The 23,724-nt window shown below is 69.6% G+C and carries 17 protein-coding genes; 6 read left to right on the top strand and 11 right to left on the bottom strand.

The genetic code is table 11. The features are described from left to right. Positions 1–38: 38 nt before the first annotated feature. The 3 genes from B085_RS0104580 to B085_RS0104570 are packed head-to-tail and all read right to left on the bottom strand — an operon-like array spanning position 39 to position 2,567. Positions 39–785, bottom strand: a complete 747-nt coding sequence (locus tag B085_RS0104580) for a sulfite exporter TauE/SafE family protein (protein WP_018557381.1) — start codon at positions 783–785, stop codon at positions 39–41. Next, positions 782–1,147, bottom strand: coding sequence for a rhodanese-like domain-containing protein (locus B085_RS0104575; protein WP_018557380.1), 366 nt, complete (start codon positions 1,145–1,147; stop codon positions 782–784). Before B085_RS0104575 ends, B085_RS0104580 begins: the two co-directional genes overlap by 4 nt. A gap of 46 nt (positions 1,148–1,193) precedes the next feature. Beyond that, the gene (locus B085_RS0104570) at positions 1,194–2,567 is read right to left on the bottom strand and encodes an MBL fold metallo-hydrolase (protein ID WP_018557379.1); all 1,374 of its coding nucleotides are present in this window, start codon (positions 2,565–2,567) and stop codon (positions 1,194–1,196) included. A gap of 202 nt (positions 2,568–2,769) precedes the next feature. Between B085_RS0104570 and B085_RS0104565 the strand changes: the two genes are divergently transcribed. Next, positions 2,770–3,036 carry a metal-sensitive transcriptional regulator gene (locus B085_RS0104565; protein ID WP_018557378.1) on the top strand — a complete coding sequence of 89 codons (267 nt, stop codon included), beginning with the start codon at positions 2,770–2,772 and terminating at the stop codon, positions 3,034–3,036. Between the two features lie 11 nt (positions 3,037–3,047). On the opposite strand, the gene B085_RS50445 is transcribed toward B085_RS0104565, so the two are convergent. Continuing rightward, positions 3,048–3,305, bottom strand: coding sequence for an OsmC family protein (locus tag B085_RS50445; RefSeq protein WP_018557377.1), 258 nt, complete (start codon positions 3,303–3,305; stop codon positions 3,048–3,050). Positions 3,306–4,159: 854 nt separating this feature from the next. Here B085_RS50445 and ctaD point away from each other — a divergent pair. The 3 genes from ctaD to B085_RS49120 all read left to right on the top strand — a co-directional run bounded on the left by ctaD (position 4,160) and on the right by B085_RS49120 (position 6,480). After that, the gene (gene ctaD, locus B085_RS0104555) at positions 4,160–5,887 is read left to right on the top strand and encodes a cytochrome c oxidase subunit I (RefSeq protein ID WP_026250669.1); all 1,728 of its coding nucleotides are present in this window, start codon (positions 4,160–4,162) and stop codon (positions 5,885–5,887) included. Further along, entirely contained in the window at positions 5,884–6,261 is a 378-nt protein-coding gene (locus tag B085_RS0104550) for a hypothetical protein (protein WP_018557375.1), read from the top strand. Before ctaD ends, B085_RS0104550 begins: the two co-directional genes overlap by 4 nt. A gap of 63 nt (positions 6,262–6,324) precedes the next feature. Further along, positions 6,325–6,480: a hypothetical protein gene (locus tag B085_RS49120; RefSeq protein WP_018557374.1), complete on the top strand. Its 156-nt coding sequence runs from the start codon at positions 6,325–6,327 to the stop codon at positions 6,478–6,480. A gap of 300 nt (positions 6,481–6,780) precedes the next feature. On the opposite strand, the gene B085_RS0104540 is transcribed toward B085_RS49120, so the two are convergent. Further along, the gene (locus B085_RS0104540; protein WP_018557373.1) at positions 6,781–7,251 is read right to left on the bottom strand and encodes a MerR family transcriptional regulator; all 471 of its coding nucleotides are present in this window, start codon (positions 7,249–7,251) and stop codon (positions 6,781–6,783) included. Between the two features lie 126 nt (positions 7,252–7,377). Here B085_RS0104540 and B085_RS0104535 point away from each other — a divergent pair, with 126 nt between their 5' ends. Then, entirely contained in the window at positions 7,378–8,427 is a 1,050-nt protein-coding gene (locus tag B085_RS0104535) for an aldo/keto reductase (protein ID WP_018557372.1), read from the top strand. Positions 8,428–9,228: 801 nt separating this feature from the next. Here B085_RS0104535 and B085_RS45445 read toward each other — a convergent pair. Continuing rightward, a complete protein-coding gene (locus B085_RS45445; protein ID WP_158689655.1) occupies positions 9,229–12,993 on the bottom strand; it encodes an endonuclease/exonuclease/phosphatase family protein in 3,765 nt (1,254 codons plus the stop codon). Between the two features lie 157 nt (positions 12,994–13,150). Continuing rightward, the gene (locus tag B085_RS0104525; protein ID WP_018557370.1) at positions 13,151–13,579 is read right to left on the bottom strand and encodes a hypothetical protein; all 429 of its coding nucleotides are present in this window, start codon (positions 13,577–13,579) and stop codon (positions 13,151–13,153) included. A 579-nt stretch (positions 13,580–14,158) separates the two neighbouring features. Here B085_RS0104525 and B085_RS50440 point away from each other — a divergent pair. Then, on the top strand, positions 14,159–14,518 hold the full coding sequence (locus tag B085_RS50440) for a hypothetical protein (protein WP_018557369.1): 360 nt from the start codon (positions 14,159–14,161) through the stop codon (positions 14,516–14,518). 1,487 nt (positions 14,519–16,005) lie between these two features. Here the strand turns inward: B085_RS50440 and B085_RS49115 are convergent. The 4 genes from B085_RS49115 to B085_RS0104490 form a co-directional block, all read right to left on the bottom strand. Continuing rightward, positions 16,006–16,296: a hypothetical protein gene (locus B085_RS49115; RefSeq protein ID WP_026250667.1), complete on the bottom strand. Its 291-nt coding sequence runs from the start codon at positions 16,294–16,296 to the stop codon at positions 16,006–16,008. Positions 16,297–16,415: 119 nt separating this feature from the next. Beyond that, positions 16,416–20,183 (bottom strand): S8 family serine peptidase, encoded by a 3,768-nt coding sequence (locus B085_RS0104505; RefSeq protein WP_234018493.1) that lies wholly within the window; start codon positions 20,181–20,183, stop codon positions 16,416–16,418. A gap of 254 nt (positions 20,184–20,437) precedes the next feature. Continuing rightward, entirely contained in the window at positions 20,438–21,439 is a 1,002-nt protein-coding gene (locus B085_RS0104500) for a hypothetical protein (RefSeq protein ID WP_018557365.1), read from the bottom strand. 520 nt (positions 21,440–21,959) lie between these two features. Further along, positions 21,960–23,720 (bottom strand): amylo-alpha-1,6-glucosidase, encoded by a 1,761-nt coding sequence (locus tag B085_RS0104490; protein ID WP_018557363.1) that lies wholly within the window; start codon positions 23,718–23,720, stop codon positions 21,960–21,962. Positions 23,721–23,724 lie beyond the last annotated feature (4 nt).

Below are 23,724 nucleotides of genomic sequence, written 5' to 3'. Positions count from 1 at the left end.
ACGGGTTCCTTTCGCATGGTGCTGTTCGGTGTGGGGGTTCAGCTGAGGGCGTCGAGGAGCATCAGGGCGGCCACCGCGAGCAGGGCGATGGCGAAGATCTTCTGGAGGGTGGCGCCGGAGAGTTTGTCGGCGAGGCGTTTGCCGTCCCATGCGCCGAGGATCGCGGCGGCCGTGAACGGGCCGACAATGGCCCAGTCCATGCTTGTGGCGGTGCCCAGGCGGGGGGCGAGGGCGGCGGCGGCGTTGGCGGAGATGACCAGCAGGCTGGTGGCGACGGCCTCGGCCATCGGCAGCGCGAGCACGGACACCAGGGCGGGGACGGCGAGGAATCCGCCGCCGACGCCCAGCAGTCCGGTCACGGCGCCGAGTCCGGCACCGGTGGCCGCCGACCGGCCGGGACCCGCTGGCCGCACGAGGCCTCTGCTGCGCGGTGGGGTGAGCATGCGCCAGGCGGCGATGGCGGCCAGAAGGGCGAATGCGGCGGTGAGCACGGCGCCGGGAATGGTCGAGGACAGGGCGCCGGTGGCTGCGGCGGCGGGCAGTCCGGCGGCCGCGAACAGGGCTCCGGTGCGCCAGCGGACCCGTCCGGCCCGGGCGTGGGCGATCAGTGCGGTGAGCGAGGTGACGGTGACGATGAGCAGGCTTGCGGTGGTGGCTTGCGCGGCGGTGAAGCCGAGCAGGTAGATCAGGGCCGGGACGGCGAGCATGCTGCCGCCGCCGCCGAGTCCGCCCAGTGCCAGGCCGACCAGGGCTCCGGCGATCAGGGCGAGGACGAGGACGGTCATATGACGTGCCCGTCGCGACCGGTGCCGGTGCGGACCGGCAGTCCGGCGGCGGCCCAGGCGCGCATGCCGCCGGTGACGTTGAGGGTGTGGACGCCCCGGTGGGACAGAAGCTCGGCGGCCTTGCGGGAGCGGTTCCCGGAGCGGCACACTGCCAGCACGGGAAGGTCCCCGGCACCCTCGGGGAGGGGGGCTCCGGCGGCGACTGCGGTCAGGGTCTGCCACACGGCGCCCGGGGCGTGGCCGGCGGTGTATTCGTCGGCCTCGCGGACGTCGAGCAGCACCGCCTGCCCGGTGCGCACGCGCTCGTGCGCTTCGGTGACGGTGAGCTCCTCGGGAGCGGGGTTGCGGGAGAAGAGCGGCATGGTCGTCCTGCGTTCGGTGTCGATGGGGGCGGCCGGGACCCGGTGGTCAGCCGGTGGCCAGGCCGATCTCGCGGGCGGTGTCGAAGGAGTCGTCGACGGCCACGACGTCGCGGCCTGCCGCGTCCAGGAGGGAGGCGGCGATCGCGGCGCGCATGCCGCCCGCGCAGTGCACCCACACCGTCCCGGCCGGAACGTCGTCCAGGCGCCGGTGCAGTTGGTGGAGGGGGATGTGCACCGAGCCGTCGATGCGGGCGCCGGCCCGCTCGGTGTCACGGCGCACATCCAGGACCACGAGCCGCTCGGCGTCGTTCCCGGCCGAGGCCGTCTCGCGTGCCTTGGCCAGGGCGGGGAAGTCGGCGCGGCGGAAGGAACGCAGGCCCCCGGAGTCCGCCACCCACTGGTCGGGGCCACCGGCGGCCGCCGCGGCAGGGCGGTCGATGCCGACCTGAACCAGCTCGCGCTGGGCCGCGGTGATCCGTTCGGGGCTCTCGGCGAGCAGCGTGACGGGCTTGCCCCACGGGATCAGCCAGGCCAGGTAGGTGGCCAGCTGCCCTTCCAGCTCGAAGTTGAGGGAACCGGCGACGTGCCCTTCGGCGAAGGCGACACGGTTGCGCAGATCCACCACCCACTCGCCGGCGGCCAGCCGTGCGGCGATCTCCGACGCGTCCGCGCGCTTCGGCGCGGTCAGGTCGACCGGGGCGGGGCCCGCGGCATTGGCCGGACCCATGTGGGTGTAGTAGGCGGGGATCGCGTCCAGCCCGGCCAGCAGATCAGCGACGAAGGTGTCCACATCCTTGACCAGGGCGTCGTTACGGACCCTCTCTACGCCGATGGTGCTGGCCTCGCCCTCGGCCTGGGCCGAGGAACAGAAGGAACCGAACCCGTGGGTGGGCAGCACCCGCACCTCGTCGGGCAGCTCCGCCAGCCGATGCGCCGAAGCGTGCTGCGCGCGGGCGAGCTGCTCGGTGAGCCGGGGCTCGACCAGATCCGGCCGCCCCACCGTTCCGATCAGAAGCGACCCGCCGGTGAACGCGACCACCGCAGTCCCGGCGTCCTCCAGGACGTAGGAGGTGTGGTGCGGGGTGTGGCCCGGCGTCGCGACCGCCCGGAGCACTAGGCCCTCGTCGATGGAGACGGTGTCGCCGTCCGCCACCGGTATCCGGTCGAAGGAGACGTGCGCCCCGGCGGGCACCAGGTAGGCCGCCCCGGTGATCCGGGCCAGCTCCAGGCCGCCGGTGACGTAATCGTTGTGGATGTGGCTCTCCACGACGTGCGTGATCCGCACGCCCCTGCGTGCCGCCGCCGCGATGACCCGCTCGACGTCACGCGGAGGATCGACCGCCACGGCGGCAATCGCCCCGCCCGCCAGGTAGCTGCGGTTTCCCAGTCCCTCGACCGGAAGTGTCTCCACGAAGTACATTTCCGACTCCTCTCCTGGATACCCGGGGGGGTATCTCACGAGAGACAGCATATACCCCCACCCGTATTGACCACGTGCACGTAAGCCACCCCCCCTCGCCCACGAACGCCCCGCCTGGATCAGACTGCGTGGCTGCGTCAAGTCTCTGGGCGGGTATACCCGGTGGGGTATGATGAGTCGTTGGTCGCGAAGGAGGCATCGGATGCAGGTGGACCAGGAAGCGACAGCGGCGGTGCTCAACCGCTTGCGTCGGGCTCAAGGACAGTTGGCCGGGGTGATCGCCATGATCGAGGCCGGCCGGGACTGCAAGGACGTCGTCACCCAGCTCGCCGCGGTCTCCCGCGCCCTGGACCGGGCCGGCTTCAAGATCGTGGCCAGCGGCATGCGCCAGTGCATGGCCGCCGCGGACGATCAGACGCCCCCCATGAGTGAGCAGGAACTGGAAAAGCTCTTCCTCGCCCTGGCGTGACCCGGAACGGCTCACGGTTCCGGCTCGATGCCTATACCGGGTGGCTCGCGCAGCGTGTTGTGGATGGTGCAGTGCGAGGCCACGGCCAGGAGCGCGGCGCGCCGTTCTAGAGGAAGCCCGGGTGGCGGGGTGACCGTGACCCGGATGCCGGCGATGCGGGCCGGGCGGTCGGTGGACATGGTGAAGTCACTGCGGACGGACAGCCCTCCGCGGTCCAGGCCGTGGCGTTCGAGGTGCCGGCCTGCGTAGAAGGCGACGCAAGTGGCCAAAGACGCGGCGAACTTAGCTCGGTCGGAGTGGGCGCGCTGTCACCGCCTCCGGCTTCGGCCGGCTGATTCACCAGCACACGGTGGCCGCGTACCGCGACGGCATACGCGTCGCCTCCTGCATGGGTCACGTCCAAGTGGTGCACGGTCTCTGCCGACGTCTGGGTCATGATGCCCTCCTTCGCGCCGCCTGCTGCCTCACCTCTCAGCCGACCGCCGGCACGCCTGGGAAGGGAAGGGCCGACCGTCGGCGGGCCCAGGGCCGTCCGGCCCCGCTGCCACTGCCCCTCGGTTTCGCGTCCGGTGCCACGGTCCCGTCGTCAACGTCCGCAAGATGACGCGCCGTCGCCTCCTCAAGGGCCCGCCTGCGCTCCATGTCGGTCAGGTGGCCAGGGTGGGCCGGGCGGACAAGCAGAGCGGCGGGCGCCGCGAAGACGATCGCGGACTGTCGCCCCTGGCCTTTGCCGGAGCCCTGACGGGTGCGTTCGCCGTCGTGGCGGGATTCGCTCTCCTGGGCGGTGGGTGGGTCTGGCCGGCATCGTGGCCACCGTCTCGGCGGCGATCGCGCTGAGCGTTCGCAAGGCCTAACCCGGAAGCGTCCCCTCGGGCGAGCCTGTTCCGTGACTGCGCCCTGCCCACGGCCCCGGTTGCTCGATGAGCCGGTTCGGTGATCCGCTGCCGGTCTCGCCTTTCTGCCTGTGTCAACGCGCAGAGCACCTGCTGGGTGAGCACGCGCCCCGTCCCCGCCCGCCGACTGGTTCCGTACCCGTGTGTCGCATTGCGACGCATCGAGGCGCTACCTAGCGTGATCAAATGTCACTGAAGCGTGACGTTCGTCGCAGGTTCGGGAGATACGCATGACCGCCGTCGGAGAATCCGCCGCTCCTGTCCTGGTCTCTCGAAGGCGGCCGGGGCGGGTCGTGGTCAGCTGGCTGACCACGACCGATCACAAGGTCATCGGCAATCTGTACATGGCCACCTCGTTCGGCTTCTTCCTGGTGGCGGGAGTTCTGGCGCTGGTGATGCGGGCCGAGCTGGCGCGGCCCGGTACGCAGATCATGTCCAACGAGCAGTACAACCAGGCGTTCACCATGCACGGCGCGATCATGTTGATCATCTTCGCCACGCCGCTGTTCGCGGGTTTCGCGAACGCGATCATGCCGTTGCAGATCGGTTCGCCGGACGTGGCCTTCCCCCGGCTGAACGCGTTCTCGTACTGGGTGTATCTGTTCGGTTCCCTCATCGTGCTTGGCTCGTTCCTGACCACCCAGGGCGCTCCGGACTTCGGGTGGACCGCGTACTCGCCGCTGTCGGACGCCGTGCGCACGCCGGGTGTCGGCGCGGACATGTGGGTGCTGGGCCTGGCGTTCTCGGGATTCGCCACGATCCTCGGCTCCGTCAACTTCGTCACCACGATCATCTGCATGCGCTCCCCGGGCATGACGATGTTCCGGATGCCGATCTTCACCTGGAACGTGCTGCTGACCAGCGTGCTGGTGCTGCTGGCGTTCCCCGTGCTGACCGCCGCGCTGTTCGTACTGGCCGCGGACCGCAAGTTCGGCGCCCACGTCTTCGACGCCGCCAACGGCGGGGCGCTGCTGTGGCAGCACCTGTTCTGGTTCTGGGGTCATCCGGAGGTCTACATCATCGCGCTCCCGTTCTTCGGGATCGTCTCGGAGATCTTCCCCGTCTTCAGCCGCAAACCGATCTTCGGCTACACGGGCCTGATCGGCGCCACCATCGCCATCGCGGGCCTGTCGGCCACCGTGTGGGCGCACCACATGTTCGTGACCGGCTCCGTGCTCCTGCCCTTCTTCGCGTTCATGTCGTATCTGATCGCCGTCCCCACCGGGGTGAAGTTCTTCAACTGGGTCGGCACGATCTGGAAGGGCTCGCTGTCCTTCGAGACTCCGATGCTCTGGTCGCTCGGCTTCCTCGTGACCTTCCTCTTCGGCGGCCTGACCGGTGTCCTGCTGGCCTCACCGCCACTGGACTTCCACGTGTCGGACTCCTACTTCGTCGTGGCGCACTTCCACTACACCGTCTTCGGCACGGTCGTCTTCGCGATGTTCGCCGGCTTCTACTTCTGGTGGCCCAAGTGGACCGGCAAGCTCCTGGACGAACGCCTCGGCAAGATCCACTTCTGGACGCTGTTCGTCGGCTTCCACACCACGTTCCTCGTCCAGCACTGGCTCGGCGTCGAGGGAATGCCCCGCCGCTACGCCGACTACCTGGCCGCCGACGGCTTCACCACCTTGAACACCATCTCCACCATCGGATCATTCCTGCTCGGCGCCTCCATGCTGCCCTTCCTGTACAACGTGTGGAAGACCAGCCTGTACGGCATCCCCATCAAAGTCGACGACCCCTGGGGCTACGGCCGCTCCCTGGAATGGGCCACCTCCTGCCCACCCCCACGGCACAACTTCCTCACCCTCCCGCGCATCCGCTCCGAATCCCCCGCCTTCGACCTCCACCACCCCGACGTCGCCGCGATGGACCAGGAACTCAACGTCGGCCGCCGCGACATCGTCGAACCCGGCAAAGGCACGGCACGGCCACTCGGCGAGGGGGACCAGCAGTGACGCAGCGCGGCGACCATGGACGGGGCCGGGAAGGCGTCACCGGGCTGACCGAGGAAGTCGAGGCCTTCCTGCAGCGCCACACCGAACTGCGGGACGCCATGGCCAAGGCAGCCGCCTTCGCCGACCGCTTGCCCTGGCTGACCACCGCCCAGCGCGAGGAGGTCGTCCGCGTCTACACCGCCGACCGCCTCGACCTGGCCCGCCACATCCATGAACGCACCGCCCAGCGCGCGGCCGAACTCGACGACCACTACACCCGGCACTACGCCCAACTGCGGCGACGACTATTCCGCGCCACCGTCGCGGCCGTCCTCGCGGCTGCCGCCGTCTGCCTGCCCGTGCCCCTGCTCCTCCTCACGACCGGCAAAGGGTGAACAGCCTGAGATGCCCCGGTAGCCGGGGTGCCGGATCGTGGAAGGAGAAGGAAGGAGCCGACGATGAACTGCTGGTGTGGGCACGGCCCCTGGAACCACTACATGTACCCCTGCCCGCCGAGCCACTACCCGCCGCCGGAGTACTACGGGCCGGCATCGGAGCGCCTCGGCGCGTCCGAGACGGATGAACTGACCGGCTTCTTGCGACGGCTGGAGTAGGAGATCGCGGCACTCCGCCGTGACCTGGACGTAGGAGCCCGGCCCGGAGGGAGCGAACCGATGACCCAACCGATCGTGGTCGGGGTGGACGGCTCCGGAAGGAGTCGGACCGATAGACACCGGCCGTCTATCTCGATGGGCTGAACCGATACGTCTGTACAACGGCGAGTGGGTGGCAGGCAGGCTATCGAAGGTGGTGTTGGACAGGGGGTCGATGGCCGAGGTCTGGCGGTTGCGCGCACTGGTCGGACGCCGGAGGCGCCGCCGAAGCTGCGGCGGGCGATCGTGGCGCGTTGCCGGCTACTGGACCACTGCTTTGTGGCGAGGCAGTGGCGTGCGTTCTTCGTCGGCCGAAGGGGATGGGGCGTGACATTGGTGGGCGGCGGCGCTGCCTTGGTCAGCAAGGTCCTCATACACTCCGACCTTGAACCTGATCAGGTCCAGGGACTCAGTGAGCCTGCCGATCTGGGTGGTGACACGCTCCTGGTGCTCGCGCATCAGGGCGAGTCGCTCTTCCTCATTGCCTGCGCCGTCTCTGACGAGGTCGGCGTACCGGCGGAGCGCCGTCAAGGGCATGCCCGAGGCGCGGAGAATGATGCAGACGTTCAGCCAGGCCACGTCGTCCTGGCTGTAGACGCGGCGCCCGCCAGGTCCCCGTCGCACGGTGTTGATGAAGAGGCCCTCGCGCTCGTAGAAGCGCAGCGCGTGCACGCTCAAGCCAGTGCGCTCGGAGACCTCTCCGATGCTCAGAGTTGTTGTGACCGCAACCATGCCACCAGGGTATCTGGGGGTGATCGGGGGGTTGATCTAGAGGGGACTCTAGTTCCTAGGGTGCCTCGTGCGATCGACGCTCTGTCGGTCCGCCTCATCGGTTGACCCCAGTAAGGAAGCATCACCATGCGCTACCGCACCCTCGGCAGAACCGGTATCGAGGTCAGTGTCCACTGCCTCGGGACGATGATGTTCCAGGATGGCTGCAACTCCGACCACGACGACTGTGTCCGCATCATCCACGCCGCCCTCGACCAGGGGATCAACTTCGTCGACACCGCCGATATGTACGGACAGGGCGAGTCGGAGGAAATCGTGGGGAAGGCGCTGCGGGGGCGCCGCGACGACATCGTGCTCGCCACCAAGGTGCACTTCTCGATGGGCGAGGGCCGTAACCGCAGTGGCAACTCGCGGCGGTGGATACTCAAGGCTGTCGAGGACAGCCTCAGGCGCCTGAACACCGACTGGATCGACCTGTACCAGGTCCACTTCCCCGACCACACCACGGACATCGAGGAGACGCTGTCCGTGCTCAGCGACCTCGTGCGCCAGGGGAAGATCCGCTCCTTTGGCTGCTCGAACTTCCCGGCCGATGAAATCGTCGAAGCACACCACGTTTCCGAGCGGCTCGGCCTCGGGCGCTTCCGCACCGCCCAGCCGCCCTACTCGATTCTGGCCCGCGGGATCGAGGCCTCACTTCTGCCCGCCGCCGCGCGTCACGGCATGGGCGCACTCGTCTGGAGCCCGCTCGCCTTCGGGTTCCTCACCGGCAAGCACCGCAAGAACCAGCCGATCGACCTGGAAACCGGCCGTGCCGCAATCCGGCCTGCACTCTTCGATCCCGCAATTGCGGCGAACGCCGCCAAGCTCGACGCCGTCGAGCAGCTCATCGAACTCGCGACGAGCATCGGCTGCACCCTTCCGGAGCTCGCCGTGGCCTTCACCGTGGCCCACCCGGCCGTCACTTCGGCGATCATCGGGCCGCGGACCATGGAGCAGCTGGAGGGTCTCCTCAAGGGCGCCGCGCTGACCCTCGACGACGCTACGCTCGACCGGATCGACGAGATCGTGCCGCCCGGGGTGAACCTGTACAACCCGTACGCCTCCCTCCCTCCGCGATCACTGACCGACACCGCCTTGCGGCGCCGCCCACTCGCTGAACGCGCCGCGGCCTGAGTGACGTGATCGTGGTGAACGGGTTCCTCACTCGGGCTGCACGGGCACTGTCGCCCGATCAGGCAACAAGGCGCCGCGGAACCCGGGGCATAGCGCACCGCCGGTCGCCCCGGGCCGGACCCGGTGGCACCCCTATCCGACGGGACCTGCCCCAGGTGCGGGGAGTCCAGCGTGCACCGGGGCCCAAGCGCCCACCCCGCTCTCCTGATCCTTGTGTGCGGCAGCACGTCGTGTGACTGGCCCTCGGGTCCGTTGTAATGAGCACCAGCGCGAGAACGGTCTGCCGACGAAACCGCCCGTGTCGTCCTTGTCCATGGTTCGCAGGGACACCGCATGACGTCCGAGCGGGGCGTAACGACGATCGCCTTCTCGGAGCCGTCGTGCTGCGCGGCGTTCCGCCGGTGCCAGGTGGCGCCGTCGTCGTACAGGGTTTCGAGAGGCATGGAAGCGCCAGCCAGGACAGCGTGAGCGTGAAGTCCGCGGTGCGCCTTGACCAGCAGGAGGCGTCGACTGGACGAGCGGAGGGTCTCCCGCTGGGCTTCACCGGAGTCCTCGTTGCCCGCGTCGACCACGAGTCACACGGCAACCGCCGCGGGGGCGGACTCGTGACTTGGTCGATCCTGGCCTCTGCTGTGCAGCAAGCGGCGGCTTGTCCGTGTTGCCTTCCTCGAGGCAACGCGCCGGACGGTGAAGCAAAAGTGCTTCAGCCGTAGGGCTCGGTGGAACCGGGCCCTACGGCTGTCCCGTCAGGCGCCGAGACGTTCCAACGCGTGAGCCTTTGGGCGTACGAGGTGGCCTCGGTCACGTGGCCGACATGAACTCCCAGAGTGTCACCGGGATGCCGGGCCGCAGCGCGTGGACGGTCAGCTCGTCGGACGGCTCGTCGACGGTGAGGTACATGCGCTCGTCGTCGCGGGTGCGGTTGCTGAGGAACACCCCGTCCGTCCCGTGTGCCGTGGCGCACCACAGGTAGCCGTCGTCGTCGATGCGGAACGTACTCAGCTTGACGAGGCTGTCGTTCCTCGGCTCGTAGGGGTGGTCGGACGTCGAGGTGACGTACTTTCCGCCGTTGGACAGGTAGTAGCACTCCTCGTTGTCGATCCGGCCCACCGGGATCGTCACGAAGCGCTGGTCGGGATCGTCGGCATCCCCCTCCACGACCAACTGCGTTTCGCCCTCCTCAAGATCGTCGAGACCCATCACCAAGGAGCCCGCGTCGGGGGATCGCAGGGCGACCTCGTTGACGCCCAGCGCGTCCGCGGGGGTCTCCAGGAACCAGCGCTGGCCGGCAGAGCCGTCGTAGTCACGTCCCACGAGGGTCTGTCCACCGCCGAGGTCCGTGAGGTACTGCTGGGTCCAGTAGTTCTGCAAGGTCCAGGTGCCGTCGCCCTGCGGGACCGGCGCCCAGAGCTGGTCGACCGCCGGGTCCGGCCAGAGCACCATCCGCGCGTCACGGCGGCCGCCCTCCTGGCCGAGGTAGCGGCGGTCCGCCTCATGCATTACGCGGTAGTAGCCGGGATACTCGGGATCGAGGGTCAGCGCGAACTGCTGCGCCGGAAGGCTCGCCTGGGTGATCGGCTGATCGCTGATCACGTTGCTGGTGCTGCTGGACGGACCTGCCCCGTTGGTGGTGGCAACGTTGCGGAACACCTTCGTGCCCAGTGCGTCCTGGTCCACCGTGGACTGCGGTGGCGTGGGGGCGTTGGGCAGGTTGCCGAGGTGGATGAGGACCGGGTAGTGGTCCGATGCCGTCATACCTCCGACCCGGTCGATGCCATCGACCCTCGTCCCCTGACCGGCGGGCAGCACGGCGTAGTCCAGGGTGCGCTGAGTCCCGCCGCCGGTTGTGGGATGCGTCGGGGTCGATGGGGCCCACACCCGGAATGTGTTCGGGTAGTAGGCCTCGAGTCCAGCAGTGAGGTTCCCAGCCACACCGTTGTGCGGCGCCCGGTTGTAGTCGCCCATCGCGACCCAGGGAAGCCCTGCGGTGTTCATCCGCTGCCGGATGTTGGCCAGCAGGCCCACGTCGTCGTTACCGCCGGGAGAGTTGCCGTGCACCGTGAAGTAGACGACACCGTCGACGTTCACACCGAGTGCGGGCCTCGAGGAGTAATCGCCGTTGCTGTTCATGAACGCCGGTCGGACGACGTACACGTCGTTCGCATTCACCCTGTTTCGGGTCCAGATGGCCAGGTTCACCCGCCCCGGCGGGCTGGCGGTGTTCGTGTCCGTGTGCAGCCAGTAGAGCCATCCTCCTTGCCCCCGTCCCGTCCCCAGGCGGTACTCACGGACCGGCCGCGGGTTACCCAGACCGTCGAAGTAGTCGATCTGGTTGTGCGCGATGACCCCATGCGGCTGAGCGGAAGCGGGGGGCGACCCGCCCTCCTGGATCAGGACGACGTCAGCGGGATTGGATGCGGTGCCCGGGTCAGCGGTGGCGCGGAGCAACGCCGGCAGATCGACGCTGTACTTGTTCTGGTACGAGTCGGTGTCCCGGCTGCCCGCCCCTTGCATGTTCCAGCTGACGACCTTGCGGCGATGGTCCTCGCGCGGGTCGAGTTCACTGCCGGTGTCACGCAGGAACAGAGACGAGCGCTTGCCGACGTCGGTGGGTACGACTCCCTGGCCCGCGTAGTCCAGGGTCTCCCTGCCGGTCCAGTCCTCGATGGCCTGGCCGCCCTGGCCCAGCGGCCTGAACGACCGCGGATTGCCGTTCTCGGAGCCGAACTGATAGGCGGTGCCGCCGTGCGAACCGGGGCTGTCCGTGGAGTAGGGACCGTACGGTTCGAACGCACCGCCCGGCGTGGTCTGTTTGATCAGCGTGTTGTTGTGGAAGACGTTCTGCGGTCCCGACGAGCCGGACCACTTGACCGCCTTGGGACCGGCCGCCCACCAGATCGGGTACCAGGTCCCCTCGTCCACCTCGCCGCCCTCACCACCGCAGTTGCTCTGGCAGTTGGCGGAGCGGTGTTCGTAGGGGATGCGCACGGTGTTCTGCTCGAACAGGTTGTGGTGCTCCCAGCCTCCGTGCAGGTTGAGATCGGAGTCCAGGTCGTTGCGGAAGGCCACGTTGCCGCTGGCCGACCACTGGAAGGTGAAATGGCGCAGATTGCGGCTGAGGTTGTAGGCCCACAGCGAGTCCCACACCCGGCTGCCCCGCAGATAGCCGTTGCCGCCCTTGCCCTTGTTCCAGGCGCCGTCGAAGCTGTTGCGCTCGATCTGGAGGTTGCGGGCGTTCTCCGTGACGATCGGGTGCGAGCCGGTCATCGTCGCCTTGAGCCCACGCGCCCAGCTGTTGGCGGCCCACTTGAAGACGATGCCGTGCATGGCGTACTCGGGCGCCATGTTGCCGTAGTTGTTCTTGGCCTGCTCAGGGGTCAACTGGTACGTGCCACCGCCCAGCTTGGGCAGTCCGCTCATGTCCTGGGTGAAGGCGAAATCCTCGAACCCGACGCCCTCGACGACCTTCAGCGGCGTGACCTTGCTGGTGTACGGCGTGTCACTGAGTGAGTTGGAGCCGTCCGAGGTGGAGTCCACGGGCAGGTCCCATTCCAGCGGCCGGTCCAGCCTGATGGTCTTGGCCTCGCTGTCGACACTCGTGACCCGGAACATCTGCTGGCGCATGTGGAGGTTCTCCATCATGCTCCAGTCGGTGACGCCCTGCTGTTCGTAGAACTTGACGCTGTTGGCCGCCCCCACCCAGACATAGCCGCCGACGGAGAACTTCGACATGGCGGCGTTGGAGGCCAGCCGGACGACGTCGTCGCCTTGGCGGGCCGAGAAACCGGGGTCGTCGCTGCGGGCCGACACCTTGATGCCGGAGACCCAGTGCTGGTTGACGCTGCCTTCGAACAGGTCCTTGCGGTTGGCCGGGGCGGCCGCGCGGTCGTCCACGTACCGGTCGGCCACATCCCGGGTCTGCACCCGGAGCATCCCCCGGCCCGGCCAGATCCAGCCGCCCTTGCCGACGTCATTGCCGCTGCCGGCCGTCATGCTGTCCTGGTCCCAGCGGCCGTTGGCGACGGTGTCGTAGCGCGTGTTCGTGTCGGGGCGGAACACCATGCGGGTGCCGCCGTCTCCCGATCCCTGACCGCGCAGGACCAGGAAACTCGCGTCCACGGAGATCTGACGGGTGACGTCGACACGTCCGGACGGCAGCGAGATGAGCGACAGCCGGTCGAAGCTCGCGTTCGGCGTGCACCGGCTCTTGATGTCGTCGATCGCGTTCTGCAGGCCGGTGGTGTCGTCGATGCCGTCGTCCGCGACCACCTTGAACTTCGAGGCGAGTTGGGCCGGTGTGATGCGGCAGGAGGCGTCACCTGTCACGCTGCCGTCACCCGGCAGCGACGCACCGCCGCGGTATCCCACTCGCGACCAGTCCGGCATGCCGGGAGGCGGCCCCGTACGGTTGGCGTAACCGAGGTCCGGGCCTTCGGCCCCCGGACCGGCGGCGGCCGAGACGGCCTCAACGGGCCGGGCCGCCGGCGCCGCCGAGGCGAGCGCCGGCAGCGAGGTGGAGAGCAGCAGACCGGACAGGAGTACGGCTGCTGGTCGGAGTCTTCTCACGTGAGCTCGTTTCTGCGTCATCGTGGTGTGCTGATGCCTGAGCGCCTTGGCGGCGAGACCGGACAGTCGGTCCTGACATCGATGTCGGGCGATGCCGGGACCGACTCGGGCTCACAGGTCGTGGGCGGCGCCGGACGGCCGGGCGAACGACCTCCCGTCAGTACGTGTAGTAGTACGAGCTCAGACCGTGGTTCGCGGTGGTGCCCTCAGCGGCGATGCCCACACCGTCCTTGCCGTTGTAGAACCAGAGGTACTCCCGGCTGGGGCCGATCACGTTGAACGTCCCGCTGGAGGTGTTGTAGTGGCCGACGACGGCGATCAAGCCAGGCTTGCTGCCGCTCGGAATCGGACCCCACCAGCAGTCAGCACCCGGGTTAAGGACCGGCCCGAGCTGCCGGAACGTGTTGTCCTCGCCGGCGTACTCGAGGTGGACCTTGTAGTTGCCCCAGGGGCACAGCTGTACCCAACCGTCCCTGATGGTGGACGCCGAGGCAGGCTCCGCGGCGGCCACGGACAGCCCCGCAACGAGGCCTACCGCGGCGAGCGGCGCGACGAGTCCTCGCAGTGCCTTCTTGATCTTGGACATAGGTCTTTCCGTTCTATGCGCTTCCGGTCCGCAGGCATGCCGAAGCGACCTCTGACCACGTAGGAGTGACGGACCTGTCATGGGTAAGGCAGCGCCGCCGCATATGGACCTCACGTCGTAGCTGCCAATGCAGCTTGTCGGCTGGGTGCCTGTGGACGCTCGCGGAGCGGCGGCGCCGCCATGCAACCACGGACACCACGCGAGGCACTAGAACGTGAGTGCCAAGGGGATGGGACATAGAAATCCGTTGTGCTGCCGCAGCGCAGTGCACATTGGCCACCTTCCCAGCTGGCACCGTAGCCGAGGCGGCACAGCTGCGCCTGTGGCGAAACGGCCGTCGTCGAACGGAGTTGGGCGTCGGCCTCCAAGGTCTTGAAGCCCTGCCTGTCGAACAGGTAAGCGATGGGCTTCCAGTGGGTCTGGCGGACCGCGCCTTCGACAGCAACGAACTGCTCGCAGACATCGCAGCTCAGGGGACTCAGTTCCTCATACGCGCCACCAGCATCCAACGACCGCCCGTGCTGGCGCTGCTGCCCGACGTCTCCTACCTGACCCGCATCGGGGGCCCTTCCTCTGCGGGTGATCGAGGCCGAGATCCACTCCCGCACCACCGACGGCGGAGACTTCGGCGGCGCCTACCGCCTGCTGACCACGTTCAACGACCACCGCACCGATCCCGCCGACCACCTGGTGCGTCTCTACCACGAGCGGTGGGAGATCGAGATCACCTACCTGGCGCTCCGTCACACCCTGCTCAAAATAGGGAGTCAGGCGACAATTGGCCGTCGTCTGGTGGTCTCACCCTGCTGCTACGAGTCATTTGCCGTCTGTCCTCACCGAGGGACGCGCACCACGAGGTCCTGGCGTCCGATCATCGGCGTGGCAACCAACTACCGCGTGGGAGTTGCACCAACTGAGGTGCGGATGATGGGCGTGTGATGCGTGGCGGGGTAGCGGTGCCGTACACCCGCATGGCGTGCTTGGCGCAAAGGCGCGGCGCAAGGAACGGCAAGATCAATCGCGCGGGTAGTGGAGCGTCGGCGAGGACCGACTTGACCACCTCGATGTCTCCCTCGTACATCGCCATGCCGAAAGCGAGCGGGTGGGCCTTCTTCGGAACTTGCCCCATGCTGTACTCGCCCAGTTGCCGCCACTCTGCCGCGGTGACGTACTTCTCGGCCAGGGGGAGTATTCGGTCCTCCTCCACGGGCGGGTTGACTGCTGCGATCGAGCGGCAGGGCGCCGCCCGTGTCGTTCGGCGGAACGCTGCCCCCGAGCGGACCCCCACCGTCAGGCCGCCGCCCGCCTGGGCACCAGGCTCCGGGCCGAGCCCGGCGATCGGCCGCCGCCGACCGCATCGGAACGGTCGTCGCGGCCCGCGCGTGACCATCCGAGTGGGGGTGGTTGCGGTGGGAAGCGGGCGGAAAGCGCGGGCGGCTGCGCGGGACGCGGACCGCGCGGCACCGGGGTTGTGACTGCTCAGGGCTCGCGCCGTTCGAGCAGCATGTGGAGGGGAGGATCACCCATTCGGCTACCAAAAGTGGTCATGCCGCTACGTTGGGCGATTCTGGCTGTGGGTTCGCTGCTGTCTCCAACAGCTCTTCTCTCCTGATGAGCGGCGTCTGCCGCGTTGCGGGCCCCCTGGCTGGAGGTGACTTGTTGTCCCGACTGGACGGGCCTCAGGCGTCTATGTGGCGGCGTCGAGGCTGTATGCGGGTGTGGATGGCGGCCGTGGGCACGGCCTTGGTGTCCTGTGCCGTGACGAGTGCGGCGTATGCGGACGGTGGCCACGCTGACGGTGTGAAACCCGGCGCTCGGAACGGTTCTGCCGGCCCCTGCTTCTTCATCCCGGCCCTTCCCGGGTACTGCCCTGGCTACCCCGGCCGCCCTGGTCGCCCCGGTCCGCCCGGGCCTCCCGGCCCCCAGGGCCCCGCTGGACCGGCCGGCACCCAGGGCCCCGCCGGGCCGCAGGGGCCGGCCGGATCCCAAGGGCCGAAGGGCGATCCCGGCCAGCAAGGGCCGGCGGGTCCCACCGGCCCGCAGGGCCCGCAGGGCGACACCGGGCCGGCAGGGCCGCCGGGGTCCGAACCGGTCTTCGGTCAGTTCCTCCCGACCCAGATCGTGCACGGCGCGACGTTCACGTGTGCGAGCAGCACCACAACCGCAGCCAGTTCCTTGTGCAACGGGCCGATGATCAACGGTCTCAACCTCGGATTGCGGTCGGAGACTTTGCAAGCCATCTGCGCGGCCATCACCGGCGGGGCCGTCACCGACGCGACCGGGGATCAGTTCGTCCCGACGCCCTGGGTCGTCTGGACTGGCACGACATGGGCGCTCAGCTCGGACCCCGCCCTGACTTTGACCCAGGTCGGGTGCGCTCGTTGAGCAGCTGGTGGCTCTGGGGGGCGACACATTATCCGCCCAGCTCAGCACGCTTGTAGGGGAGGCCGGCTCTTCGCCGACGCTCTGCCGGCGGTCGAGGTGACGGCCGCCGGGTCCACCCCGCTGCGGAGAATCCCGACCGACGCCCCGTACATGGCGAGTCTGCCGGACTCCATCAGCGGACCGGTCGTGCTGGTCGCGCACTCCAGCTCCTGGACCACACGGACGTCCTTGTCGTCACCACCGAGAAGCTCGGCCTGCTGCTGCGCAACACCCCCGAACTCGCCGACCGACTGCGTCTGGACCTTGTCGACGAAGGACACTCCATCGACCACTCCGCCCGCGACCTCCGTCCGGAGATGGTCCTCACCGCCGTGGGGGCGGGTGTCCGCCGACGGCGGGGGCCCCTGCCCGCGCGGTGGCGGACAGGGGCCCACGGGTCGTGCCGGCGGCGCTACTTGAGGCCGAAGGCGCGGATCACGGTCTGGCTGACCGTGTTGCCCTTGGCGTCCTTCGCGGTCGTGCGCAGGCTCGCGAAGCGGGCCTTGGGCGAAGCGTTCAGCGACGCCGTCCAGGCCGCGCCCTTGTGGCGCAGCGTGGTGCGGTGCCAGGTGGCGCCGTCGTCGTAGGAGATGTCCAGGGTCACCGTGCGGATCGTGCCGCCTTCGGTCACGCCCTTGAGGTGCGAGGGGGTGACGGACACCGCCGAGCGCCTGCCCGCCCGGCCGGACAGGTCGGTGGCCACCGCGTAGTCCAGCTGGATGAGCGGCAGGGGAGACAGCACGGTGTAGTCCGTGGTGCCGGAGGTGTATCCCCAGTCGGTGCGGGTGCGGGTCGAGTACGGCCGGCCCGGCAGGTTCCGGTTCCCCTCGACCACCAGGCGGTAGGGCAGCCGTTCGGTGGGCAGGCCCTCGACGGAGAAGAATCCGTCGTTGGCCGTCTCACCAAGCAGCTGGGTGCCTTGGTAGAGCGAGACCTTCGAGGTGTCGCCGTCGGCCCAGACCACGCCCGCGTGGCCGGCGGAGTCGCCCCAGGCGCTGATCGACGACGGGCTCATGACGTCGCCGACCCGGAACGGGGCCGTGTGGACCGCGTCGTTCAGGAGCCGCGGGTGCTGGACGGGTGAGAACCAGGTCTCCCGGTACGTTCCGCGCGCCTTGTACGAGCGCGGGGCGCCGCCCTGACCGAGATCCGCCGTGCCCGCGCCCGAGACCCAGCTGACGCCGGGACCCGCCGTGACCCACGAGGTGAGCGTGCCCTGCGCCGCGACCGGGACGGACCGGCCGAGCATGGACCAACTGCCGTCCACGGACATGTCGTCGCGGCCTTCGGCCGCCTCGCCCTGCTTGGTGTCGCGGAAAGACTCGTCGATCCTGGCGAGGTCGCCCGGGCCGGGCCGGTAGGTCAGCGTCCGGGGGATCGCGCCGCTGTAGTGCCGGACCAGGTCGTACAGGTAGCGCGGGTGGGGGCGCGAGACGACCTTCAGCGTCGCCGTTCCGGCCCGGCCGAGCCGGGCGCGCAGCCGGACGCTGTCGTCGGTGCCGAGCGAGGCCACCGGCAGCGGGGCCGCGTCGGGCAGGTCGGCCCACGCGTCCAGCTTGCCGTAGCCGTCGTTCAGGATCAGCAGCAGCTTCGCGCCGGCCTTGGCGGCGGCGGCCGCCTGGTCGGGGGCGGACACCGAGTCGCTGCGGCGGACGACGGCCACCTGGCCGCGGACCTTGGCCTTGGCGAACTCCGCGGCCGTGCCGTCCCCGGCCCACAGCGCCCGGTAGCTGCGGCTGCCCTCGGGCAGCACGGGAGACAGGGCCTGCACGGTGACGCCGTCATAGCTCTGCGAGCCCGACGCGAACGTCAGCGGCGGCTGGATCTGCCGCCAGCGCGTGGCGAAGGTGTACGAGCCGTGCGTCACCTTGGACGTCGGGGCCGCCCAGAGGCTGTCGTACCGCCAGTAGTCCGGTGAGTAGCTGTCCACGAACGGGAACAGGTCGCCGTTCGACCGGTACTGGTCCACCCGCAGGAAGCTGTTGGCCGTCGGCTGCGGGGTGAAGGCCGCGGCCTTGCGGAGGTCGGCGGCGTCGAAGCGGATCGAGCGGTCCTTGCTCAGGTCGATCTGCGGCGCGGAGAACAGGCCGAGGCCGAGCGTGTGCGTGCCGTCGATGCCGGGGACGTCGGTGTACATCCAGGCCGCGTAGGTGCTGGGGACCAGGCTGAGGTCCAGGGAGCCGGAGGAGTCGACGGCGTAGACCTTGGGGTCGGTGTCCCGGTCGACGTCCTTCAGCACGACCATGCCGGGCAGCCCGGCGTGCTTACGGTCCTTCGCGGTGACCGACAGCTTGACGCGCCGGCCCTCCTTGTTCACGCCGATCGGCGTACGGGCGAGGACCGCGCCGTCGGGGCCGGCCGCGGTGAGCTGGCCGGTGTAGGCGGCGTTGTCCGCGGCCAGGTCGAGGTGGGTGACGACACCGACGGTGGCGGTGCCGTGCGCGGGCACGGTCAGCCGGTTGCCGGTGAGGGTGAACATCCCGGCGGGGATGTCGTCCGCGATCAGGCCCAGGTCCAGCGTGACCGGTTGAGCGGCGGTGTTGGTGTAGGTGACGTCCCTGCGGACCGTCTGGCCGGGCGTGTACGGGTAGTGGACCTGGGCGAAGGCGGCGCCGGAGGCGATCACCGTGGCCTTCACGGCCGTGGCGATGTCGAGTCGGCCGCTGCCGCCCTGGTAGGGGCTGTACCGCCGGGTGCTCGACGTGGTGCTGACCAGCGCTTCCTTGAGCTGCTGCCCGGTCCAGTCGGGGTGCTTGGCCGCCAGCAGGGCGGCGGCGCCCGCGACATGGGGCGTCGCCATGGAGGTGCCGCTCATCGTCTGGTAGGCGCCCTCGCCCTCCGGGGCGTACCGGGAGCGGGCCGCGAGGATGTTGACACCGGGGGCGGTCAGGTCCGGCTTGACGGCGTTGTCGCCGACGCGCGGACCGCGGCTGGAGAACTCCGCCAGCTGGTCCACGCCCTTGCCCGGGCCGTTCACCGCGCCCACCGTCAGGGCGGCGTCGGCCGCGCCCGGCGCGCCGATGGAGTACGGCACGGGGCCGGAGTTGCCGGCGGCGATGACGAACAGCGCCCCGGTCTCCTCGCTGAGCTTGTTCACGGCCTGGCTGAGCGGGTCGGTGCCGTCGGTGGGGGGACCGCCCAGGCTCATGCTGACGATCTTCGCGTGCTGGTCGCGGACCGCCCACTCCATGCCGGCCAGGATCCAGGAGTCCTGGCCGCTGCCGTCGTTGTCCAGGACCTTGCCGATGTGCAGCGAGGCCCCGGGGGCGACGCCCTTCTCCGTGCCGCCGGACGCGGCGCCGGTGCCCGCGACCGTGGAGGCGACGTGGGTACCGTGGCCGTTCCGGTCGGTGACGTCCTGGTCCGGGACGAAGCTTTGCGACGCGGCGATCCGGCCGGCGAAGTCCGGGTGCGCGGCGTCGATGCCGGTGTCCAGGACGGCGACGTCCACACCCTGCCCGGTGTCGCCGCCCTGCCAGACCTCGGGCGCGCCGATCTGCGCGGTGGTGTCGGCCAGCGTCGCCTTGGCCTTGCCGTCCAGCCACACCTTGGCGATGCCGCCCGTCAGCCGGCCGGAGGGCTGGGCACCTGCCGCGCTCTTGGCGGCGGCGCCGGTGAGGGAGGACCAGAAGTCGCTCGCCCGCGCGTGCTCGGCGGATATCGCGGCGCCCTGGATGCTGCTGAGCGTCAGGGTCTTGCGCGCGCCGTCCGGGGTCCTCGCGCTGCGGGCGCGGGCGGCGGCGTCGGTGTACGTGACGATCAGCGGGAGCCCGTCGCTGTGGGCGTCGTCGTAGCCGTCCTTGAGCAGTTCGCTGACGTTGAACAGTCGCTCGTCGAGTGCGCCCGACGCGATCCAGGGCAGCGCCTCGTCCGGGTACACGTAGGTGTCGGGGCCGACCGACATGACATGGGCGCCGCCCGGCCTGCCCTGCGGATCGGACACGGTCGCGGTGGTGCGGCCGTTGCTGACGGTCACCTCGACCTTGTCGCCGGTGATCAGGGTGACGGTGCCCGCCGCGTCGGGGCCTGCGGCGCTGGGCGCGGCGAGCCCGCTGGACGCGGTGGCCGGCGTGGGAGAGATGCGGGTCCCGGCCGAAGCGACCGGCCCGGTCGCCGTCAGCGCCACGAGGACGCAGACAGCAACGGTCAGCCCGCGTCTGTGGGACGGAGGTGTGCGCAAGGGAACCTCAAGAGGCTAGGCGTGCGAAAGATGTGTGTAGTCAGCCATCCTTTTGCCTCGCTGTAAAGAAGAGGCCATGTCCCTTGACTGCCATTGGCCTCAACTGGACAGGCGCCGGTTCGTCCACGGCAATTCCCGCGCTTTGTTACGAACATATTGCCTCGGAATGACGTGTCGTCAATTCCTTTTCAGGTGCGAAAAGTTGTCTGAGTAGATAGTCTGAGCTGCGGGAACGGGAGGAATCGCCGGCGCGCTCAGACCCAGTGGCGGCGCGCGGCCGCGACGCCGGCGCCGAAACGGTTGGTCGTCCCCAATTCCGCGTAGAGGTCCTGAATACGCCGGCGCAGTGTCCGTGACGAGATCCCGAACTGCCGGGCTATCGCCTCGTCCTTGACACCGGCCGCGAACAGCGCGAGGAGATTGCGTTCCTCATCCGTGGGCCTGCGTTCCTCCCGCTCCGGGGCAGGGGCCCGGGAGGGCGGCGGCTCGCCGGGACCGGGGGTGCCGGCCAGCGGGGAGGCGGCCGCCCAGTACCGCTCGAAGAGTTCGGCGAGTGCCTCCAGCAGCGGGGGCGCCTCGGTGTAAAGGCACTCGGTGTTCCCGGGGTCCAGGCTCAGCGACACCATCGCGGCCGACCGGTCGGCCATGGCGAGCTTGATCGGCAGCGTCGGGATGACCCTGGCCTCCTCCCCCCGTGACACCAGGCTGCCGAGTTCCTGCCGGTCACCGTCCGCGACGAAGCTTGCGGCCGCGTAGACGGCGCGGACCCGCACGCCGCGGCCCACCGCCGCCTCGTCGATCGGCGCGTTGGGGACCAGCAGGAAGGGCGGCCGGTCCAGGCAGCAGATCTCGGCGCGCGCATCCTGCTTCAGGCGGTAGTAGCGGTCGCCGACCGTCTCCGGCCCGCTGATCACACGGGTCCCGTGGCCGCCGTTTCTGGCCCGCTTCGCGGTGTCGAAGAGCGCGCCGAGCGCGCCCGCCGCGTCGCGCACCGAAGCGAGCTGCCGTTCGCGTGACTCCACCAGCGCGCGCAACGCGTGCCGGGGGTCGACGGTGAGGAACTCCCCCGAGGTGCGGCGGCTGACCAGCCCGAAGCGGTGCAGCCGCTCCAGCAGCGCCAGCCCTTCGGGATACGCCACCCCGAACGCGGCCGCCACGTCGTCTACGGTCCCGCCGCCGCGCGCCAGCAGGTGGCGGTAGGCCTTCTCCGCCTCGGAGTCCACCCCGACCAGATCGAGCGGCGCAGCACCCTCCATCAGAACCCTCCCAGTCACCGACCGCCGCCCCCGAAACCGGTTACGAACCTAACAAGCCATCGCGGCGGCCGGAAACCGCTTCTCGCCCCTCGGACCTGCGCCTGGGTGGCCGCGTAGCGGGCGGACTTGTGCGAGGAGTCGAGGACGCCGCGGCCCCAGGCGTGGATGCCGTCGGTGTAGCGGCGGACCGCGGCGCGGCGGGAGGCCGTGGTGGGCTCGGCGCGCAGCGCGCGGCCGGCGGCTACCTCGCCGCCCGCTACCGGCGCATCGTCGCAATGCCGCGGCAAAAAGCGTGCCCTGGTCGCCCTGGAGCACTCGATCCTCATCGCGGTCTGGCACGTTCACCCACGACACCGAATACACCGACCTCGGCGGCCAGTACTTCCTCGAACACGCCAGCCGGGCCAGGCAGACCCGATGTCTGGTGAGCCAGCTCAGCCAACTCGGTTACCAAGTGATCCTCCAAGCAGAAGGAGCTACCTGACCGGCGGCTACGGACACGGGACGGGGGATTTTCGCATCAGGCGACGGTGTTTTCGGTCCCGGTGCCCGCAAGGCGGAGCTGGTGGTCGCGGGCGAGGAGGAGGTAGCTGCTCGCGGTCCACGTGTAGGCGCGGTCGCGCAGTCCCGTGCCCGTCAGGGCGTCGAAGTTCTCGGCGAACCCATGGGTCTCGCATAGGGCGCGGAAGCGGGCGTTGATGTCGTCCGCCAGCCGAAGGTGGCCGGCGCGGCGCAGGCCGTCCTCGATGAGAACGGTGGCGGGGGCCCAGATCGGGCCGCGCCAATAGCCGTCGGCCGAATAGTGCGGGGAGGTGGTCAGCTCGGTGGCGAGGCCGTACGGGGTCAGGTGGGCCTTGATGTGGTCGGCCAGCGCGCTGGTGACCTCGGCGGGCAGGTTCTCGCCCAGCGCGATGGGCATCAGGTCGAGGAGACTGGCGCTGCTCCAGGTCTCCCCAGAACCGGCCGATCGCGCGACGAACCTCTCTCCGGTCCAGAGTTGGTCGAGCAGCGCCGCCTGGAGTTCCTCGGCCAGCCCGGCCCACCGGCTCGCCGCGTCCGGTCTGTGCAGCTCTCGTGCCAGTGCCTCGAGTTCGCGGAGCTGGAGGACGAGGAAGGCGGTGAGGTCCGCGGTGACGACCACACGCCCGGGGTCGAAGGTGGTGGCGTTGTCCCACCCGCTGTCGTTGCCGTGCTGGTAGTAGGGCAGTTCGGCGCCGGGCGCGCGCCGCACGGTGAGCCAGAAACCGGTCCAGCGCTCCAGGCGCTCGTACACCTCGGTCAGTTCGGCCCGGTTCAGGGGGGTTGGCAGCCTGCGCCGCAGATGGCCGAAGGCCCAGCCGTGGATGGGCGGCTTGACGAAGTTGTGGAGGACTTCGGAGTGGGTGACCGAGTCCGGTAGGGCGCCGCTCTCGTCCTGGTGGTCGAAGGGCAGATGGAACTGGTCCCAGGCCAGCTCCGGCGCACCCGGCGCCAGGGCGAGGGCGTTGAAGCAGTGGTCCCAGCTCCAGACCTTGTCCATCCAGTGCTTGGACATCAGCACGGCCGGTCGGGTGACCAGGCCCTTGGCCGCTACGGTCGCCGACCAGACGACGTAGGCCGCGAGTTCGGCGGCCGGGGTGGCTTCCGAGCGCCAGGGCGCCACCGCGTTCGCGAAAGCCGCGAACGCTCCCCGCGCGGCCGACACGATGTCGTCGAAGGACGCCGAGGACGCGTAGGGTGGGCGAGCGGTGTCGAGTTCCTCGACCGCGACCTCCCAGCGGCCGTCGGCCTGCGCTGCCACGGTGACACCACGATCGCCACTGCCCAGGGCCTGGTCTCCGAGCGCGTGCGCGAGGGTGCCGGACAGTACGGTGACCCGGTAGCGGCGGCCGGTCTCGTACGAGGTGAAGACGTGCGCCTTGGCGGCCGGGTCGTGGAAGAAGTACGTTCCGCTGAACGGGGTGAGGGTCCGTACGGCGGCGAGGACGCCGAAGTCCAGACCGCTGCCCCGAAGGCGTACGGCGTCCGGGGCCTCATAGGCGAGCTCGACGCGCCCGCTCTCTCCGACCCAGCTGAGCAGGCCCGGTATCGCCTCGACGCGGGTCTCGGCCCGCCCTCCTCCCACCGGGTCCAGGGGGACCAGGCGCAGGACGCCGTGCATGCCGTTCTGGTGCGAGACGAGGTGGAGGTCCTCGGCATACGTCTTCTCCGCGATGACGGGCGAGATGTCGAACCAGGACCCGTACACACTGAACGGGATGTCGTGGACGGAGAATGCCGGGCCGGACAGTGCGGCGGTCATGTGG

It is taken from the genome of Streptomyces sp. BoleA5, from assembly GCF_000373665.1.
Classification (GTDB): Bacteria; Actinomycetota; Actinomycetes; order Streptomycetales; family Streptomycetaceae; genus Actinacidiphila.
This window is presented reverse-complemented; position numbering and strand designations above follow the sequence as displayed.

What these genes read in the sequence shown, in the direction of transcription:
- B085_RS0104580 (WP_018557381.1), bottom strand. Translation starts at nt 785, where the DNA reads ATGACCGTCCTCGTCCTCGCCCTGATCGCCGGAGCCCTGGTCGGCCTG.
- B085_RS0104575 (WP_018557380.1), bottom strand. Translation starts at nt 1,147, where the DNA reads ATGCCGCTCTTCTCCCGCAACCCCGCTCCCGAGGAGCTCACCGTCACC.
- B085_RS0104570 (WP_018557379.1), bottom strand. Translation starts at nt 2,567, where the DNA reads ATGTACTTCGTGGAGACACTTCCGGTCGAGGGACTGGGAAACCGCAGC.
- B085_RS0104565 (WP_018557378.1), top strand. Translation starts at nt 2,770, where the DNA reads ATGCAGGTGGACCAGGAAGCGACAGCGGCGGTGCTCAACCGCTTGCGT.
- ctaD (WP_026250669.1), top strand. Translation starts at nt 4,160, where the DNA reads ATGACCGCCGTCGGAGAATCCGCCGCTCCTGTCCTGGTCTCTCGAAGG.
- B085_RS49120 (WP_018557374.1), top strand. Translation starts at nt 6,325, where the DNA reads ATGAACTGCTGGTGTGGGCACGGCCCCTGGAACCACTACATGTACCCC.
- B085_RS0104540 (WP_018557373.1), bottom strand. Translation starts at nt 7,251, where the DNA reads ATGGTTGCGGTCACAACAACTCTGAGCATCGGAGAGGTCTCCGAGCGC.
- B085_RS0104535 (WP_018557372.1), top strand. Translation starts at nt 7,378, where the DNA reads ATGCGCTACCGCACCCTCGGCAGAACCGGTATCGAGGTCAGTGTCCAC.
- B085_RS0104525 (WP_018557370.1), bottom strand. Translation starts at nt 13,579, where the DNA reads ATGTCCAAGATCAAGAAGGCACTGCGAGGACTCGTCGCGCCGCTCGCC.
- B085_RS0104500 (WP_018557365.1), bottom strand. Translation starts at nt 21,439, where the DNA reads ATGGAGGGTGCTGCGCCGCTCGATCTGGTCGGGGTGGACTCCGAGGCG.
- B085_RS0104490 (WP_018557363.1), bottom strand. Translation starts at nt 23,720, where the DNA reads ATGACCGCCGCACTGTCCGGCCCGGCATTCTCCGTCCACGACATCCCG.